Here is a 17,782-nt window from a genome sequence, read left to right as displayed (position 1 = left end):
TAAAGAGTGAGCGGCGCAGTTTGGTCAGTGATTATGATGAGAAGATAAGTGCGCGGGCGCTGCAGGCCAAGAGTGAGATAGAGGCTTTAGGCGGTCAGCTGGACAAGGCGATAAAGGGAGCAGGGCGCAAGGCTATTGAAACTGTCCTGTCCGATCATTTAAATGATTATGATAAGATTTGAATGATTATTTTGTTTCGGAGCTGGACAGCCAGTCGGTATTTTGCTATAATCTTAGCTAAGAAAGAAGCTTCTTATACCGTTCGGCAGCGATTCTGGGTCCGGTGCAAGCCAGAAGATTGGGTATAAGCAGTCGGCGCTTTCGTTTGTTTTTCTTATAGTCAATGAAGTCATAAAATAGGGTGGAACCGCGTCTTGACGCCCCTGTGCAGCAGCATGAGGGCAGGAGGCGGTTTTTTCTATGCTGTCCTGCCTGCTTAGCTGCTTCATTTGCCTAAGGGCAAGCAAGAGGAAGCCTGTCCTGATGAGAAGAGGAGAAAAAATGTCGAAAAAACGAACCTTTCAAGAGATTATTTTGAGCTTGCAGCAGTATTGGAATGATCAGGGCTGTATGCTGATGCAGGCCTATGATACCGAAAAAGGAGCCGGAACGATGAGCCCCTACACTTTCTTGCGTGCCATCGGACCTGAACCTTGGAATGCGGCTTATGTTGAGCCCAGCCGCCGTCCGGCTGACGGCCGCTATGGTGAAAATCCCAACCGGCTCTATCAGCATCACCAGTTTCAGGTTGTAATGAAGCCAAGTCCCGATAATATTCAGGAACTTTATCTGGATTCTTTGGAGGCGCTCGGTCTTAATTCTCTCGAGCATGATATTCGTTTTGTTGAAGACAATTGGGAAAATCCATCTACCGGCTCAGCCGGTCTAGGCTGGGAGGTCTGGCTTGATGGGATGGAAATCACCCAGTTCACTTATTTTCAGCAGGTCGGCGGTTTAACTACCGGTCCTGTAACAGCTGAAATCACTTATGGTTTGGAACGTCTGGCCTCTTATATCCAAGAAGTCGACTCGGTTTATGAGATTGAGTGGGCACCGGGTGTTAAGTACGGCGAAATCTTCCGCCAGCCGGAGTATGAGCACTCGAAATACAGCTTTGAACTCAGCAATCAGGACATGCTGCTGGAGAATTTTCAGCAGTTTGAAAAAGAAGCAGAGGCCTGCTTAGAAGCAGGCCTGGTGCACCCAGCCTACGATTATGTGCTTAAGTGCTCTCATATTTTTAACTTGCTCGATGCCAGAGGAGCAGTGTCGGTGACAGAGCGTGCCGGCTATATTGCCCGTATTCGGACACTGGCCCGTCTTGCTGCTAAAACTTTTGTTGCTGAGCGCAAAGCGCTGGGCTATCCTTTGCTGGACGAAGCAGCTAAGACGCGGCTGCTGGCTGAAGAAAGCGAAACGACTGACTAACAGAAAATCTGTATGTGAATTTGGAGGAAAGAATGGCTAAACATTTACTGATTGAACTTGGGCTTGAAGAAATGCCTGCCTATGTTGTCACGCCAGCAATGGAGGAACTGGGAGCAAAGCTAAAAGCTTTTTTAGAGGAAAACCGTTTGACTTTCACTAGCATAGAGACCTTTTCTACACCGCGCCGGCTGGCGGTCCGTGTTCGGGATTTGGCAGACATGCAGACGGAGCTGATCGAAGAGTTCAGGGGGCCTGCTAAACGGATTGCTCTGGATGATAAGGGACAGTTTACAAAAGCGGCTCAAGGCTTTGTCCGTGGGAAAGGCCTGACAACAGATGCAATTGAATTCCGGCCGGTGAAAGACGAAGAATACGCTTATGTGACGAAACATGAAGCGGGTCAGCCAGCTGCAGAAGTGCTTCAGGGAGTAACTGCGGTGCTCAAAAACCTGAGTTTTCCGGTCAGTATGCACTGGGGAAGCCACACCTTTGAGTATATTCGTCCGGTACATACCTTGACGGTCCTTTTGGGAGATGAGGCTCTCGATTTGGATTTTTTGGATATTCATTCCGGCCGTGTCAGCCGCGGGCATCGCTTCTTGGGAACCCAGACAGAAATTGAAAGTCCAGACACATATGAGGATAATCTGCGTGACCAGTTTGTTATTGCTGATGCGGCTGAACGCCAGCAAAGAATTGTTGATCAAATCAGAGCACTTGAAAAAGAACATGATATTCAAGTTGAAATCGATCCGGACTTGCTCAATGAAGTGCTCAATTTGGTAGAATATCCTACTGCCTTTATGGGAAGTTTTGCGCCCAAGTACTTGGATATTCCGGAAGAAGTACTGGTTACCTCAATGAAAAACCATCAGCGCTATTTTGTAGTTCGCGATTCCCAAGGCCGTCTTCTGCCTAATTTCATTTCAGTTCGCAACGGTGACAGCCAGTCTATCGAAAATGTTATCAAGGGTAATGAAAAAGTTTTAGTCGCCCGCTTAGAAGATGGTGAATTTTTCTGGCGTGAAGACCAAAAGCTTAAGATTTCAGATTTAGTGGCTAAATTAAAGCATGTGACTTTCCACGAAAAAATTGGTTCGCTTGCAGAACATATGGAGCGTACCAAGCAGATTGCGGCTTACCTTGCTGATAAAATCGGACTGACTGCCCAAGAAACCCAGCAGCTTGAGCGTGCGGCTTCTATATATAAGTTTGATTTACTGACCGGAATGGTAGGGGAATTTGACGAACTGCAGGGAATCATGGGTGAAAAATACGCTCTTTTAGCCGGAGAAGATCAGGCAGTCGCCCAAGCTATCCGCGAGCACTATCTGCCGCTGGGGGCAGATGGAGAACTGCCGGCTTCTAAACTCGGCGCTGCCTTAGCTCTTGCCGATAAGCTGGATACCCTATGCAGTTTCTTCTCAGTTGATTTAATTCCAAGCGGTTCAAATGACCCTTACGCTTTGAGGAGGGCAGCTCAGGGGATTGTCCGCATCCTTACAGATTTTGGCTGGAATCTGCCCCTTGATAGGTTGATTGCTGATCTCTATCAATTTAACTTTGCCAGTCTGACCTACCACAAGGAAGCAGAGGTTCTAAACTTTCTGCTTGCCCGGGTTGAAAAAATATTGGCTCCGGCCGTTCCAAAGGATATCAGAGCTGCTGTTCTCTCTGGGACAAGGCTCCTGGTTCCGCAAATGCTTGCTACTGCAGCGGCTCTAGTTCAGGCTGCGCAGACGAAAGCTTATAAATCAGCTGTTGAAAGTCTGGCTCGAGTTTTTAATCTGGCTCAAAAGGCCCATTCTTTGTCTCAAGTTGACCCGTCGTTTTTTGAAAATCAAGAAGAAGCACAGTTGTTTACTGCTGTGGCAGAGCTGCAGCTGGGAGCGGATGCAGCGGAAAATCTGGCAGAGCTCTTTGCCTTAAGTCCGCTGATTGATGCCTTTTTTGACCAGACAATGGTCATGGTCGATGACCAAGCTGTCAAAAACAATCGTCTGGCTTTGCTTACGGCTCTGACAGATAAGGCAAAGCAAGTCGCTGATTTCAGCCGGTTACTGACAAAATAAATCATTTAACCGGCTGCTGACTAAAAAACCGAAAGAAGCTGTCTCGCCCTATGTTTGCAGCATATTAGCAGAACACTGTTTTCGCCTGATTTTGTATCTTGTTGTAATTGAACACGGGCTAAGCTCTTTGCAAAAAAGACAGCCCTCCCTTGAGTCTTTAGTGACTCGGCGGTCAGTCTCCTATTTTTGCTGTGAGCTTGAACGCCCTTTGTATCTTGTTAATTGAACACGGGCTAAACGCTGCGGGAAAAAGATAGCCTGACCTTGAATCTTTCTGGATTCAGCGGTTAGTCTCCTATTTTCCTTTTGCGTTCTTAACGCCCTTTGTATCTTATTAATTGAACACGGGCTAAACGCTGCGGGAAAAAGATAGCCTGACCTTGAATCTTTCTGGATTCATCGGTCAGTCTCCTATTTTCCTTTTGCGTTCTTAACGCCCTTTGTATCTTATTTAATTGAACACGGGCTAAACGCTGCGGGAAAAAGATAGCCTGACCTTGAATCTTTCTGGATTCATCGGTCAGTCTCCTATTTTCCTTTTGCGTTCTTAACGCCCTTTGTATCTTATTAATTGAACACGGGCTAAACGCTGCGGGAAAAAGATAGCCTGACCTTGAATCTTTCTGGATTCATCGGTCAGTCTCCTATTTTCCTTTTGCGTTCTTAACGCCCTTTGTATCTTATTAATTGAACACGGGCTAAACGCTGCGGGAAAAAGATAGCCTGACCTTGAATCTTTCTGGATTCATCGGTCAGTCTCCTATTTTCCTTTTGCGTTCTTAACGCCCTTTGTATCTTGTTTGAATTGAACACGCCCTAAGAGCTATGCAGTGAAATCATCCAGTGGATGATTTCAGTCCGAACCTAGAAAAGGGAGAGTGAGGGGCAGGAGGGCTATATCGTTACCTAGTTATCGTTAGCCGTAAACGTCTGAAGGCTTTGCAGTCTTTACAGCCTGCCGCCCCCTTCTAGTCGTTCTGGCAGGGGTGCGTCTGCGAAATCAAAGATTTCGGACTTACCGCCATTTTTGCTTTGCTCTTTTAACGGGCTTTGTATCTTATTGGAACTGAACACGCCCTAAGAGCTGTGCAAAAAAGATAGCCTGTCCTAGAGCCTTGTGGCTCTTCGTCCAGTCTCCTATTTTTGCTTTGCTCTTTTAACGGGCTTTGTATCTTATGGAGGGGTTATGGATCCTAAGAAAATTGAACGTATTAATGAATTAGCACGAAAAAAGAAGAGAGAAGGGCTAAGCGGTGCTGAAAAGGTGGAGCAGGCCCAGCTCCGTAAGGAGTACATCGAAGGCTACCGACGTTCTGTCCGTCACCATATTGAGGGGATTAAAGTTGTTGATGAGGCAGGAAATGATGTAACGCCTGAAAAACTTAAAAAAATTCAGCGGGAAAAAGGTCTGCACGGCCGGAGTTTAGAGGATCCTGAGTCCTAAGAACAGTTATTGCATGTTCTGAAAACTAGGAAAAAGAGGCGTATACTAGGAAGCATAAGCCAGTTTTGAGTGCGGCTGCCCTCCTTAGATATAAAACTTTCCGGGAACTGGTTTTTTCGTCACTTTTCCTTTTTCCCCTTGCGTTTTACGTCCTAAATATCTCGATAAAGATTTGGTGTATTTCTGTTCAGACACACCAAGTCTTTTTTGTTTTCGTCAGCCGTTTCTGCCGCCGTCTGAAACAAAAGATGCAGAAAAGTTGTTGAAGGAAGTTGTTATATCCAAAAAATGAAAAGTATATTATAATGAAAGCGTATTCGGATACAAGTCAAAGGGAAAGGGGGAAGCTGTATGTTGTTAACGCAAAGACAAAAACAAGTTCTTGATATTTTGGAAAGTCAGAATGACTTTATCACTGCTGCTCAGCTGGCTAAAATGTGCGGTGTCTCTCAGCGGACAGTTTTTTCAGATTTAGAGAAAATTGAAAAACATATTCAGCAATCCGGGCAGTACTTTGAGAGGCGCCGGGGTGTGGGTATTGCTGTCCGCAATTTAAAAGAACCGCTGTCTGTTAAAGAGGATACGGTAGAGTGGGATGTTTACGACATTGTGACAAGGCGGATAGAAATTATGCGCATGCTCTTGTTTGATGAAAAAAGAGTCAGTTTTAATTCATTATCTGACCAATTTTTAGTCAGTAAGACATCAATTACGCGCGACTTTGATGTCATCATGAAGATTCTAAGCGTCAATTCTGATATAAAACTGCAAAAAGACAGTCATGGAACTCAGCTTGTTGGCAGCGAAAATGACATACAAAAAGCGTATCTGCAGTTTAATCGCTATATTATCAGCAATTCGGACCATTATTTAAATGATTCTGTGCAAAAAAAGGTGTCATGTTTAGAAAAATATTATGGTGAAAAGGTTGTAAAGGTTGCAACCAGTATTCTTTATTCCTATGTTCGGGAAAATATTAATGCCATTTCAGATTATTATGTGCAAAATGTTTTGAGCATTTTTATCATCTTGCTCTATCGGCTCTTAAACGGCCATCACCTGCAAACAGAAGAGGAATATATTTCAGACCATCAAACATCATTTTACCGGGAAAGTGCCGTTAAACTTCTTCATAAAGCCTCTCTGCGTCTGAAATTTTCCTACAGCAACGCAGATGTCAGCTACTTATCCAACCAACTGATCTCCAATCGCTTTGAGGAAATAAATACCGATGTCGTTAATAATGATTTGGTCTCAGATATTATCGAACAAATCTCTCATGCTTTAAATGTGAATTTTGAGCAAGATCGGCAGCTAGTAAAACAGTTAGGGCAGCATATTTCTGCGATGATTTACCGTCTGAAAACAAAAAATACCATTGAGAACCCCTTTACCGACCAGGTAAAAGTTGAGTTTTCGATGACTTTTAATACGATATGGCTGGTTCTCAGCAGATACGAGGAGCAGCTTGGGATTGCTTTTAATGAAGATGAGATTGCCTTTTTAACCATTTATTTTCAAGCAGCCTTTGAACGCATTAAGATGAATAAAAAAATCTTAATTGTCTGCGAGATGGGGATTGCCACTTCAGAATTGCTGCTCAACAGAATTAAAAATAATATACCGTCCTTTGATGCGATTGAAATTTCTTCGGTAGAAGAATTGGCCCACCTTGATTTATCCGATTTCGACCTGATTATTTCAACCGTTGATATTGATATCGCTGCTGAAAATGTCGTCCAAGTGTCGCCTTTTTTAACACAGAAGGACATTGAAGCTATTAAGGAGGCAGGCTATATTCCCAGCAGTACTGCTCAGTCTGCAGAAAAGCCCGCCCTGACTTCTCTGAAAAAAAGACTGTCTGACCGTCTGATCTTTGTTGACACATCTTTTTCAACAAAGAAAGATGTTCTGGATAAGATTGGTCAGTGTATGCTTAAGGCTGATATTGTGACGGAACCTTTTATTGAGAATCTGCATCAAAGGGAAAAAATCGGCGGCACCGATTTGCCGCAAGGAGTAGCAGTGCCCCACGGCTACCCTAAAAATGTTAATGAAACTTATGTTGTCATTATCAAAAATCAGAAGAAGATAAAGTGGAAACGCTATTATGTAGATTTAATTTTTATTGTCTGTATCGCTACAAAAGATACGGGAGAGGCCAGAGCTCTGCTGGCTGATATTTACCATTTAATTGATGAGCCGGAACGTTTAAAAAAACTAAGGCTGTCTAAAACGGCTAAAGAACTATACCAAGCAGTAGGAGGTGAATAGATTGACAGAAAAACAAGATGTGATATCCAAGGATTTAATTTTTTTAGACAGTAGGTTGAGTGATCAGGATGCTATTATTCATTATCTTGTGGATAAAGCACAGGCCGCGAACTACATCAAGGATGCAGATGACTTCTTTGCAGCAGTGAAAGCGCGGGAAAAAGAAGTGCCGACTGCTATTGGCTACAGTGTTGCTATCCCTCACGGAAAGTCGGACACGGTGCTCTCACCATTTATTGCTTTTTTACGGCTGAAAGAAGAGGTCAAATGGAGCGGTCAAAATGAAGAGAGAGTCCGTCTGGTCTTTTTAATCGGCGTACCGGAAAAAAGCGAAGGGAAGCTGCATTTGAAATTTATATCGGAACTGAGTAAAAAATTACTGGATGAAGGCTTCCGTCAAGAGCTTCTGAAGCAAGCAACTGCAGATGCTGCCTTTGCCCAGCTCAGTGCAGTCGATTTATAAATGGCAGGGCTGCCCCGAAAGCGCAAAAACCATACGGAGCACCGACAATTGGTGAGTATAGCTGCTTTGCAGCTATGTTTTGCCCGCTTTCTTGACGGGCTTTGTATCTTGTTGAACTGAACACGGCCTAAGAGCTGTGCAGTGAAATCATCCAGTGGATGATTTCAGCCCGAACCCAGAAAAGGGAGAGTGAGGGGATTGGAAATCTGTATCGTTACCTAGTTACCGCTAGCCGTAGACGTCTGAAGGCTTTGCAGTCTTTACAGCCTGCCGCACCCTTCTAGTCGTCTTGGCAGGGGTGCGTCTGCGAAATCAGAGATTTCGGACTTACCGCCATTTTTGCTTTGCTCTTTTAACGGCCTTTGTATCTTGTGAACTGAACACGGCCTAAAATCCTAGTGAAAAAGATGGCTGTCAGCGTGATGCGAGCATCACTTGCCATCCCCTATTTTCATACGGATTTCTTAACGGCCTTTGTATCTTATTGGAACTGAACACGGCCTAAAATCCTAGTGAAAAAGATGGCTGTCAGCGTGATGCGAGCATCACTTGCCATCCCCTATTTTCATACGGATTTCTTAACGGCCTTTGTATCTTATTGGAACTGAACACGGCCTAAGAGCTGTGCAAAAAAGATAGCCTGTCCTAGAGCCTTGTGGCTCTTCGTCCAGTCTCCTATTTTTGCTTTGCTCTTTTAACGGCCTTTGTATCTTATTTTGAGGAGGAAGAGATGAAAATTGTTGCTGTTACAGCTTGTCCGACAGGGATTGCCCATACTTATATGGCGCAGGAAGCTATTGAAAAAGAATGTCAAAAACGTGGTTATGACTATCAGGTCGAAACTCAAGGTGGTATGGGAATTGAAAATGAATTGGAGCAAGAAGTAATTGATGCAGCAGACGCTGTTATTTTGGCTATTGCTGTTGAAATTGAGGGTGAAGACCGCTTTGATGAGAAGAGAGAGGCCCAACGGGTTTTAAATGCTGACCCTAGCGAAGTGATTAAAGATCCAGCAAGGTTTATTGATGAAGCAGAAAAGATTGTGGGTAATGTGTAATGAAAAAAGAAAATAAGATTTGGAAAGACTTGCAGAAAGCCTTTAATACAGGCGTTTCTTACATGCTGCCAACTGTGGTTGTCGGCGGTATCTTTTTGGCTATTGCCTTAGGGACTGGGAATGCCGGTGATTCCGGGATGGAAATTTCCAGCCAGTTTATGAAAAACCTTAATGACTTGGGAAGTGCCGGCTTTGCCATGATGATTCCGATCTTGTCCGGTTACATTGCTTATTCAATTGCCGGAAAGCCAGGTTTGGCTCCTGCAATGATTTTAGGCTATGTGGCAAACAATCCCATCGGTTCAGGACAGGTACAGACCGGCTTTTTAGGAGCAATGCTGATGGGGGTTGCCTGTGGGTATTTTGTAAAATGGTGTAAAACTTGGAAGGTGCCGCCAACTATCAGAACAATTATGCCGATTTTGATCGTTCCGGTGATTACAACTTTTATTATCGGTATGATTTACATCTACGTGATTTCGGTTCCAATTGGTCTTGCTATGGACTGGTTAGTTGATACTCTGAGCAGCATGCAGGGCGGCAGTGCGATTATTCTTGGTTTGATTATCGGAGCGATGACTGCCATTGATATGGGAGGCCCTATCAATAAGACGGCTACAGCCTTTACTCTGGCTTTGATGGCTGAGGGGGTCTACTCCCCTAACGGTGCTCACCGTATCGCAGTTGCTATTCCGCCTTTAGCTATGGCTATATCTACTCTGATCGACCGCAAAAAATATACAATAGAAGACCGTGATTTGGGAATTTCAGCTCTGTTTATGGGCCTGATTGGAATTACTGAAGGCGCGATTCCATTTGCTATTAAGGATATCAAACGTGTTTTACCGGCCATTATTATAGGGAGTGCTGTCGGCGGTGCTTTAGGTATGGCAAATGGTGTTGAAGCACTGGTGCCGCACGGCGGTCTCATTATTCTGCCGGTAGTTAATGGCAAACTCTGGTATGTTATCGCCATGCTGATTGGTACATTAGTTTCGGTAGCTATTCTTCATTTTACTAAGCCAAATTTAGAAGAAGCAGCGAACCAAAAAGATTAAGCGATTGAGTGAAAAAGGAGAAGAGTATGACGAAGTTATCAATTAAACAAACCGTAGAAGGGTTGCTAAAATTACAGGAAACAGGAGAAAGCGCTACTATTTTGGGAATTGGTCCAATGTCAAAAAATTGCGTTCAAGCTACTCTAGAGCTGTCTCAGGAAGACGATTATCCGGTTATGTTTATTGCCAGCCGCAATCAGGTTGATGCTGATGAATTGGGAGGCGGCTATGTCAATGGCTGGAACCAGTTCACCTTTGCTGCTGCAGTTGAAGAAGTGGCAAAAAGTATCAATTATGATAATCTATATTATTTATGCCGGGATCATGGCGGTCCTTGGCAGCGTGATAAGGAACGCAATGACCACCTGCCTACAGAGGAAGCCATGGAACTTGGGAAAAAATCCTATTTGGCTGACATAGAGGCAGGCTTTGATCTGCTGATGATTGACCCGACCAAAGATCCTTTTGAGGTCGGAAAGGTTATTCCTTTAGACACTGTCTTGGAGCGGACAGTCGATTTGATCGAATTTTGTGAAAAGGAGCGCAAAAGCCGCCAGTTGCCGGAAATCGGCTACGAAGTGGGGACAGAAGAGACCAATGGAGGCCTGACGTCAACTGAAACTTATGAAACCTTCATTTTGCGCCTGCAAGAAGAATTAGGCAAACGGAATTTGCCGATGCCGACCTTTATTGTCGGACAGACAGGAACCCTGACACGTAAAACAGAACAGGTTGGCCATTTCAATTTCAAGAATGCAGTTGATTTAGCGCAGATGGCTAAAAAGTACGGGGTCGGTCTGAAAGAGCACAATGGTGACTATCTTGATGATGTCACACTCTTAGAACATATTCCGGCACATGTCACAGCGACTAATGTAGCTCCTCAGTACGGAACAGAAGAAACCCGAGCTTATCTGAATTTAGCAGCAGTTGAAGGCAAACTTCAGGAATATGGTCTGATTGCTGAAAAATCCAATACGCGTGAGGTACTGCTTCTGCATGCCATCAAGAGTGAGCGCTGGAGAAAATGGATGGTGGGTGACCAAAAGGATTTGACGGTCGCACAGATTCTTGAAGCCGGCAATGAAGAACTGCAGGCTGAAATCCTTGATATTGCTGGTCACTATACTTTTAACGATGAAGCAGTTAAGGCTGAAATTGAAAAAATGTATGCTAATCTGTCTGCTCATGATATTGATGGCCGGCGCTATGTCATTGATCATATCAAACGTCCGATTCGTGACTACGCTGAATGTTATAACTTAAAAGGTGTCAGCAGCCGAATTAAAAATCTTTTTAAATAAAAAAGAGACAGCTAATTTATGCACAGTCAAATACAGGGCAAAGGGGCGTGATATCATAGGAGGTTATCAAGATGGCAGCACTTTTCTTTGATGTTGATGATACGTTATACGACCAGCTGCAGCCTTTTCAACAGGCTTATAATGACCATTTTACTTATCAAGAGCTGGATATTGAAAAACTGTTTATGTACAGCCGCATGTTTAGCGATCAAGTCTTCAGTTTATCAGAAAGCGGTGCCATGTCTTCAGATGATATGAAAATTTACCGGATACAAAAGGCTTTGCAGGCATTCGGGAAAGAAATCAGCTCCAGTCAGGCTTTGGCTTTTCAAGCCAGCTATGAAAGGTATCAGCAAAAAATTGAACTGTCCGAGCAAATGGCTGCTGTCCTTGATTTGTGCTGGGACAGGCACCATGAGTTAGGTATAATTACCAACGGTCCCTTAAAGCATCAGCAGGCTAAAATTAAACAGCTGAGGCTGAGCAGGTGGATAGCTGAAAGGAATATCTGGATTTCTGCTGCTGTTAAAGCCGCTAAGCCGGAGCGAAAGATTTTTGATTTGGCTAAAAGAAATGTCAGCCAGGCAACAAATGATTATTACTATATTGGCGATCATTTTACAAATGATGTCCTAGGAGCCAGTCAAGCCGGCTGGCAGGCCATCTGGCTGAACAAACGCCATCATACTGCTGAAAATAATGCAGAAAGCAAAGATCATTTTTTTCAAGTAAATAGTGAGGCCCAACTGTATCAGTTACTAAAAGACTTGCTGCCTGTCCGCTGATATTAAAATAACGAATCTCAGCTGTCGATTCAAAAGACCGCATATAAAACTGTCCCTTACAAAGGACAGTTTTATATGCGGCATTCTTGGCATTTCAGCCTATAATAAAAGTAACAGCAATAAGACAGGGCCTAAACACAGGGGGGCAAAGATTAATCAAATTCAATTTAGTGCTTATCACAGGTCATAGTAGAGGTGCGTCTGCGCAATCAGAGATTTCGGACTTACCGTCATTTTCCTTTTGCGTTCTTAACGGCCTTTGTATCTTGGTGAACTGAACACGGCTTAAAATCCTAGTGAAAAAGATGCCTGTCAGCGTGATGCAGGCATCACTTGCCAGTCCCTATTTTCATACGGATTTTTAAACGGCCTTTGTATCTTGTTGGAACTGAACACGGCCTAAGAGCTGTGCAAAAAAGATAGCCTGTCCTAGAGCCTTGAGGCTCTTCGTCTAGTCTCCTATTTTTGCTTTGCTCTTTTAACGGCCTTTGTATCTTGTTTTATGGAGGGTGAATAATGAAATTTTTTTTGGATACAGCAAATGTAGAAGCTATTAAACAAATTAAAGAATTAGGTGTAGCGGATGGTGTTACGACTAATCCGACAATCATTTCGCGTGAGGGACGGGATTTTGAAACAGTTATTAAAGAAATCTGTTCCATTATATCCGGTCCGGTCAGTGCTGAGGTTACCGCCTTGACCGCATCTGACATGGTATCGGAAGCTCGGGACATAGCCAAGTGGGCTGAAAATATTGTTATCAAAATTCCAATGACTGAAGAAGGCTTAAAGGCAGTCAATATTCTTTCAAAAGAAGGCATTAAAACCAATGTTACTTTGATTTTTACGGTTTCACAAGGTTTGATGGCTATGAAAGCTGGCGCTACTTTTATCAGTCCTTTTATCGGTCGGCTTGAAGATATTGGAACAGATGCCTATCAGTTGATTGCAGATCTCAGACAAATCATCGACTTTTACGGCTTTTCAACAGAGATTATTGCTGCCAGCATCAGAAACAGCGCTCATGTTGAAAAAGTGGCTAAATTAGGTGCTCATATTGCTACTATACCAGACAGTCTCTTTGTAAAATTAACCCAGCATCCTTTAACAGCAGCGGGAATTGAGACATTCCTTAAAGATTGGGAAACCTTCAAAAATAATTAACAGACAGTTTAAAGCGACAGGGTATAAACTATACTTTTGGAGCTATCGTATAGCAGTGCTTTTATGCTATAATAAAGGGGATGGCACAATATGAACTGAACACGGCCTAAGAGCTGTGCAAAAAAGATAGCCTGTCCTAGAGTCTTGAGGCTCTTCGTCCAGTCTCCTATTTTTGCTTTGCTCTTTTAACGGCCTTTGTATCTTGGTGAACTGAACACGGCCTAAAATCCTAGTGAAAAAGATGCCTGTCAGCGTGATGCAGGCATCACTTGCCAGTCCCTATTTTCATACGGATTTTTAAACGGCCTTTGTATCTTATTTTTGAGGAGGGTTTGGATGACTTTTGATTCTATTGATAATTTAGCGGTTAATACTATTCGTACGCTCGCTATTGATGCTATTCAAGCTGCGAATTCCGGACACCCGGGACTGCCTATGGGAGCGGCTCCGATGGCCTATGTACTATGGAATAAATTTTTACAAGTCAATCCCAAGACAGGACGCTCATGGTCTAACCGCGACCGTTTTGTTCTGTCAGCTGGTCACGGATCTGCTTTGTTGTACAGCCTGCTTCATTTAGCCGGCTATGATTTGAGCGTGGATGATTTGAAGGCTTTTCGGCAGTGGGGCTCTAAAACACCTGGGCATCCGGAAGTAACTCATACCGATGGTGTGGAAGCGACGACAGGTCCTTTAGGTCAAGGGATTGCCAATGCTGTTGGTATGGCAATGGCTGAAGCCCACTTGGCGGCTAAATTCAATAAACCGGGTTTTGCTATTGTTGACCACTATACTTATGCTCTTAGTGGTGATGGCTGTCTGATGGAAGGGGTCAGTCAGGAAGCAGCTAGTTTAGCTGGCCATCTGAAACTTGGGAAACTCATTCTTCTGTATGATTCAAATGATATCTCACTGGATGGTCCGACTTCGAAAGCCTTTACCGAAGATGTTAAAGGCAGATTTGAAGCTTATGGCTGGCAGCATCTTCTTGTTGAAGACGGCAATGACTTAGAAGCCATTGCAGAAGCAATTGAGGCTGCGAAAGCTGAAACGGCTAAACCTTCTATCATAGAAGTTAAGACGATTATCGGTTTTGGTGCCGAAAAACAAGGTACTTCGGCCGTTCATGGAGCGCCTCTCGGTTCAGAGGGTGTTGCTTATGCCAAGAAAGCCTATGGCTGGGATTATCCGGCATTTACTGTACCGCAGGAAGTAGCTAAACGCTTTGAAGTTGGAATCAGATTCCGCGGTGAAGCAGCTGAAAATGCTTGGAATACGCTGTTCCATGAATATCAAAATCAGTATCCGGATTTAGCTGATCAGTATCAAGCTTCCTTTGCTAAAACGCCTCAGACTGTTGAACTTCAGGCGCATGAATTGGGCAGCAGCCTTGCCAGTCGGGTATCCAGCCAGCAGGCTATTCAGCAGATTTCAGAGCAGCTTCCGGCATTTTGGGGCGGTTCCGCTGACCTTTCAGCTTCGAACAATACTATGGTTAAAGCAGAGTCTGATTTTCAGGCTGATAATTATGCCGGTCGCAATATTTGGTTTGGGGTCCGCGAATTTGCTATGGCAGCAGCAATGAACGGTATTGCTCTGCACGGCGGTACCCGTATTTACGGCGGAACATTCTTTGTCTTCTCTAACTACCTGCTTCCGGCTGTCCGAATGGCCGCTCTGCAGCAGATGCCAACCGTTTATGTGATGACACATGATTCTATCGCTGTGGGTGAGGATGGCCCTACCCATGAGCCTGTTGAACAGCTGGCCAGCGTTCGGTCGATGCCTAACTTAAATGTTATCCGGCCTGCTGACGGCAATGAGACCAATGCTGCTTGGCAGCAGGCACTTGCTGAAACATACCGTCCGACCATGCTGGTTTTGACCCGTCAAAATCTTCCTGTCCTAAAAGGCACAAAAGAGCTGGCAAAAGAAGGGGTCAGCAAAGGAGCCTATATTCTTTCAGAAGCTAAAGGCGATCTTGATGGCATCATTATTGCAACAGGATCTGAGGTTAAGCTCGCATTGGATACACAGGACGTTCTGGCAGATAAAGGGATTTATGTCCGTGTTGTGTCCATGCCGGCACAAAATATCTTTGACGAACAGTCTGAAGCCTATCAAGAAGCTGTTCTGCCTAAGGCTGTTACCAAGCGTTTAGCTATTGAAGCTGGGTCAAGCTTTGGTTGGGGCAAATATGTCGGTCTCCAAGGCAAAACTTTGACAATTGACACTTGGGGGGCCTCGGCACCAGGCGGCCGTATCTTTGAAGAATACGGTTTCACAGCAGACAATGCTGCTAAACTCTATCAATCACTCTGATTTTCACTCTTTACCAAACTTTCAATAACGTTTCGGCTGTTTATGCATGAAACGTTATTGAAAGTTTTTTTGCATAGGAATAATCAGATAAAGTTGGCTGCTGTAACGGCCAAGTCTTTATAAAACAAATAGGTAGAAAAGGATTACAATAAAAATATGGACGGAAATCAAAATGATAAAAGAAAAAAATATTGAAAGAATGATTAGTTATTTAGCTAATAAAAGAGGCTTTATTACTTCAAAAAAACTTTCTGATGAACTGAGGCTTTCTCAAAAGACAGTCTATCGTTTAATTAAGGAAATTAATCAGAATTATAGGGAAGAGAGCCTGATTTTATCAGAAAAAGGGAAAGGTTTCAAGTTAAACGGTGATGTCTATTTAAAATCTCAGCATCGCAGACACTTGCTTGATGAAGAACTGCCTCCTAAGGAGCGGCAAAAGCAGATTTTAGAACGCCTGTTGCTAAGTTCTCCTCAATCTCAGCTAATTTATGATTTATGTCGGGATTATTTTGTTAGTGAATATGTCATCCAAAAAGACAAAACTGAAATTCAAAAAATACTTAAGGATTACCACTTAAGTATTATCAGTAAGAATCGGGCTCTTTATATAGACGGAGAAGAATCTCATTTACGAAGAGCTATTGCAGATTTAGTGACAACTTTTAAAACAATTGACATTGATCATCTCAGCTATCTGAAAGATGACTATGCTATCAATTATCAGGTGGCGCTTTTTGTTTCAAAGCAGTTAAAAACCATTGAAAGCAATTTAGAAGTTACTATTCCTTACCCTTATAATGTTAATATTTTTTCACATTTGTATATTTTGCTTGACCGTATCCAAAAAGCTAAACCTGAACCTTATTCTGAAAAAGACTTGTTGAGACATTGTTCTAACCAAACTGTATTAGCAGAAAGCAGGCGGGTGATTGCTGACATTGAAAAATACAGCAACAGGAAGGTTAGTAGAAAAGAAATTGTCTATCTTTATCAATATTTAATCTCCTCCCGTTTTCAAACGCAGAGTGACAGCAAACCTGATTTTTCCAAACGAGTGATTGAAGTAACTCACTATTATTTTAAACATATGGGAATGACAGAGCAGGGAGAAATAAAAGAAGATTCGCTTTTATTTATTGATTTGGCCAATCACATCGCTCCTATGCTGAGAAGACTGGACAATAAAATTCGAATCAAAAATAAAATGCTGGGGCAGATTCAAACCAGCTACGCAGCGGTTTTTAATCAGCTTGTCAAAGTTTCTGATAATGTTAGCAAAAAATATGGTTTCCCCAAGATTAATCCAGATGAGGTGGGTTTTATGACGCTTTATTTTGTCAGATTTAAGGAAATTCAGTATGAGCCTATTCCTACTTTAATCGTCTGTACCTCAGGCATTGGGACGTCAGAATTATTACGATCAAAGATTGAGCGCACTTTTTCTGATTTAAAGGTTGAAGATGTTATTTCATATGATGACCTCTATCAACTTAAAGATAACTATCCAGAAGTTGAACTGTTGATAACAAGCATAGCAATAGAAGACGATTTTGGGATTGATAGTGTTTTAGTCAGTGCTATTATGACAGAAGATGATAAGCACCGTATTAATCAGCAAATTGAAAGGATGAAATATGGTAGATAATTTCTATGAGATTTATCTTAATCAAAATCTGCTTTCAAGAGATGATGTTTACCAATTTTTAGCTGAGAAAATTAATCAGAAAACAGGGTTGGCTGAAGCAGATATTTTATCTAAATTCCGCTTAAGAGAAAGCAAAGGGAATATCCAAATAGCAGAAAAGGTTGTTTTTCCCCATTTTATTTCTAGCAAAGCTGATAATGGTTTTATTATTTTAAGGCTGCAAAACCCGATTAAGGACTGGTCTGAAACGATTTCTGATATCTCTTTGATTATTGCAATGACAGCAAAAGATAATTTCACTTCAGCAGAAAAACAAGCTTTTGCCCACTTTATTCGCCGTTTAGCAACGAAAGATTTTTTAGAAAACTTATTGATACTAAATGAAAGTCAATTAAGGTCGATTTTAAATGAAGAATAATAAATTAAATAAAGCTGCGGGCTATAATGACAGTAGTTGATAAAGCAGGAAGGAAGACGATAAATTAATGAAGAATGGCCTGAAAACTTGAAAAAACGCAATCGTAGGAAATATTAGAAACTTATGAGCCCGGCTGATTCGAGAGTATAGTCCCTAAGCACTCTTCGTCCAGTCCCTTATTTTCTTTTTGCGTTTTTAACGGCCTTTGTATCTTATTAAAAGTCTAGTGGTAAAAAGTCAAGATAAAGTTGTCAAAACTTTAGTTAACTTTCAGTAAACTAGGGTGCACTAAAAACACCTAGCGAAAAATGACATTTTTCACTAGCTTGACCAAGGACATGTGCA

General features: G+C 42.8%; 13 protein-coding genes and 1 pseudogene. All 14 read left to right on the top strand.

Annotation, left to right across the window (positions count from 1 at the left end; all coding sequences use genetic code 11):
• Positions 1-182 (top strand): annotated as a pseudogene (locus AB3329_RS11025) (hypothetical protein); the annotation flags it as partial.
• A 319-nt stretch (positions 183-501) separates the two neighbouring features.
• A complete protein-coding gene (gene glyQ / locus AB3329_RS11020; RefSeq protein WP_368396185.1) occupies positions 502-1,428 on the top strand; it encodes a glycine--tRNA ligase subunit alpha in 927 nt (308 codons plus the stop codon).
• Positions 1,429-1,460: 32 nt separating this feature from the next.
• Positions 1,461-3,500: a glycine--tRNA ligase subunit beta gene (gene glyS / locus AB3329_RS11015; RefSeq protein ID WP_368396184.1), complete on the top strand. Its 2,040-nt coding sequence runs from the start codon at positions 1,461-1,463 to the stop codon at positions 3,498-3,500.
• A 1,186-nt stretch (positions 3,501-4,686) separates the two neighbouring features.
• Positions 4,687-4,944, top strand: a complete 258-nt coding sequence (locus AB3329_RS11010) for a DUF896 family protein (protein WP_368396183.1) — start codon at positions 4,687-4,689, stop codon at positions 4,942-4,944.
• A gap of 351 nt (positions 4,945-5,295) precedes the next feature.
• Positions 5,296-7,218 (top strand): BglG family transcription antiterminator, encoded by a 1,923-nt coding sequence (locus tag AB3329_RS11005; protein WP_368396182.1) that lies wholly within the window; start codon positions 5,296-5,298, stop codon positions 7,216-7,218.
• Complete coding sequence (locus AB3329_RS11000; RefSeq protein WP_368396181.1) at positions 7,211-7,681, top strand: PTS sugar transporter subunit IIA; 471 nt, start codon at positions 7,211-7,213, stop codon at positions 7,679-7,681. The genes AB3329_RS11005 and AB3329_RS11000 overlap by 8 nt, the downstream gene beginning before the upstream one ends.
• Positions 7,682-8,411: 730 nt before the next feature.
• Positions 8,412-8,738 (top strand): PTS fructose transporter subunit IIB, encoded by a 327-nt coding sequence (locus AB3329_RS10995; RefSeq protein WP_368396179.1) that lies wholly within the window; start codon positions 8,412-8,414, stop codon positions 8,736-8,738.
• The gene (locus AB3329_RS10990) at positions 8,738-9,796 is read left to right on the top strand and encodes a PTS fructose transporter subunit IIC (protein ID WP_368396178.1); all 1,059 of its coding nucleotides are present in this window, start codon (positions 8,738-8,740) and stop codon (positions 9,794-9,796) included. Before AB3329_RS10995 ends, AB3329_RS10990 begins: the two co-directional genes overlap by 1 nt.
• 26 nt (positions 9,797-9,822) lie before the next feature.
• Positions 9,823-11,100, top strand: coding sequence for a class II D-tagatose-bisphosphate aldolase non-catalytic subunit (locus AB3329_RS10985; RefSeq protein WP_368396177.1), 1,278 nt, complete (start codon positions 9,823-9,825; stop codon positions 11,098-11,100).
• 71 nt (positions 11,101-11,171) lie between these two features.
• Entirely contained in the window at positions 11,172-11,885 is a 714-nt protein-coding gene (locus tag AB3329_RS10980; protein WP_368396176.1) for an HAD family hydrolase, read from the top strand.
• A gap of 516 nt (positions 11,886-12,401) precedes the next feature.
• Entirely contained in the window at positions 12,402-13,049 is a 648-nt protein-coding gene (gene fsa, locus AB3329_RS10975) for a fructose-6-phosphate aldolase (RefSeq protein WP_368396175.1), read from the top strand.
• 336 nt (positions 13,050-13,385) lie between these two features.
• Positions 13,386-15,371, top strand: a complete 1,986-nt coding sequence (tkt, locus tag AB3329_RS10970) for a transketolase (protein ID WP_368396173.1) — start codon at positions 13,386-13,388, stop codon at positions 15,369-15,371.
• Positions 15,372-15,543: 172 nt separating this feature from the next.
• On the top strand, positions 15,544-17,019 hold the full coding sequence (locus tag AB3329_RS10965) for a BglG family transcription antiterminator (RefSeq protein ID WP_368396171.1): 1,476 nt from the start codon (positions 15,544-15,546) through the stop codon (positions 17,017-17,019).
• Complete coding sequence (locus AB3329_RS10960) at positions 17,009-17,437, top strand: PTS sugar transporter subunit IIA (RefSeq protein ID WP_368396170.1); 429 nt, start codon at positions 17,009-17,011, stop codon at positions 17,435-17,437. Before AB3329_RS10965 ends, AB3329_RS10960 begins: the two co-directional genes overlap by 11 nt.
• Positions 17,438-17,782 lie beyond the last annotated feature (345 nt).

Source organism: Streptococcus huangxiaojuni (assembly GCF_040930515.1).
Taxonomy (GTDB): Bacteria; Bacillota; Bacilli; order Lactobacillales; family Streptococcaceae; genus Streptococcus; species Streptococcus huangxiaojuni.
This window is presented reverse-complemented; position numbering and strand designations above follow the sequence as displayed.

Coding starts and splice junctions, on each gene's coding strand:
- glyQ (WP_368396185.1), top strand. CDS start 502: ATGTCGAAAAAACGAACCTTTCAAGAGATTATTTTGAGCTTGCAGCAG.
- fsa (WP_368396175.1), top strand. CDS start 12,402: ATGAAATTTTTTTTGGATACAGCAAATGTAGAAGCTATTAAACAAATT.
- AB3329_RS10965 (WP_368396171.1), top strand. CDS start 15,544: ATGATAAAAGAAAAAAATATTGAAAGAATGATTAGTTATTTAGCTAAT.
- AB3329_RS10985 (WP_368396177.1), top strand. CDS start 9,823: ATGACGAAGTTATCAATTAAACAAACCGTAGAAGGGTTGCTAAAATTA.
- AB3329_RS10980 (WP_368396176.1), top strand. CDS start 11,172: ATGGCAGCACTTTTCTTTGATGTTGATGATACGTTATACGACCAGCTG.
- glyS (WP_368396184.1), top strand. CDS start 1,461: ATGGCTAAACATTTACTGATTGAACTTGGGCTTGAAGAAATGCCTGCC.
- tkt (WP_368396173.1), top strand. CDS start 13,386: ATGACTTTTGATTCTATTGATAATTTAGCGGTTAATACTATTCGTACG.
- AB3329_RS11005 (WP_368396182.1), top strand. CDS start 5,296: ATGTTGTTAACGCAAAGACAAAAACAAGTTCTTGATATTTTGGAAAGT.
- AB3329_RS10995 (WP_368396179.1), top strand. CDS start 8,412: ATGAAAATTGTTGCTGTTACAGCTTGTCCGACAGGGATTGCCCATACT.
- AB3329_RS10990 (WP_368396178.1), top strand. CDS start 8,738: ATGAAAAAAGAAAATAAGATTTGGAAAGACTTGCAGAAAGCCTTTAAT.
- AB3329_RS10960 (WP_368396170.1), top strand. CDS start 17,009: ATGGTAGATAATTTCTATGAGATTTATCTTAATCAAAATCTGCTTTCA.
- AB3329_RS11010 (WP_368396183.1), top strand. CDS start 4,687: ATGGATCCTAAGAAAATTGAACGTATTAATGAATTAGCACGAAAAAAG.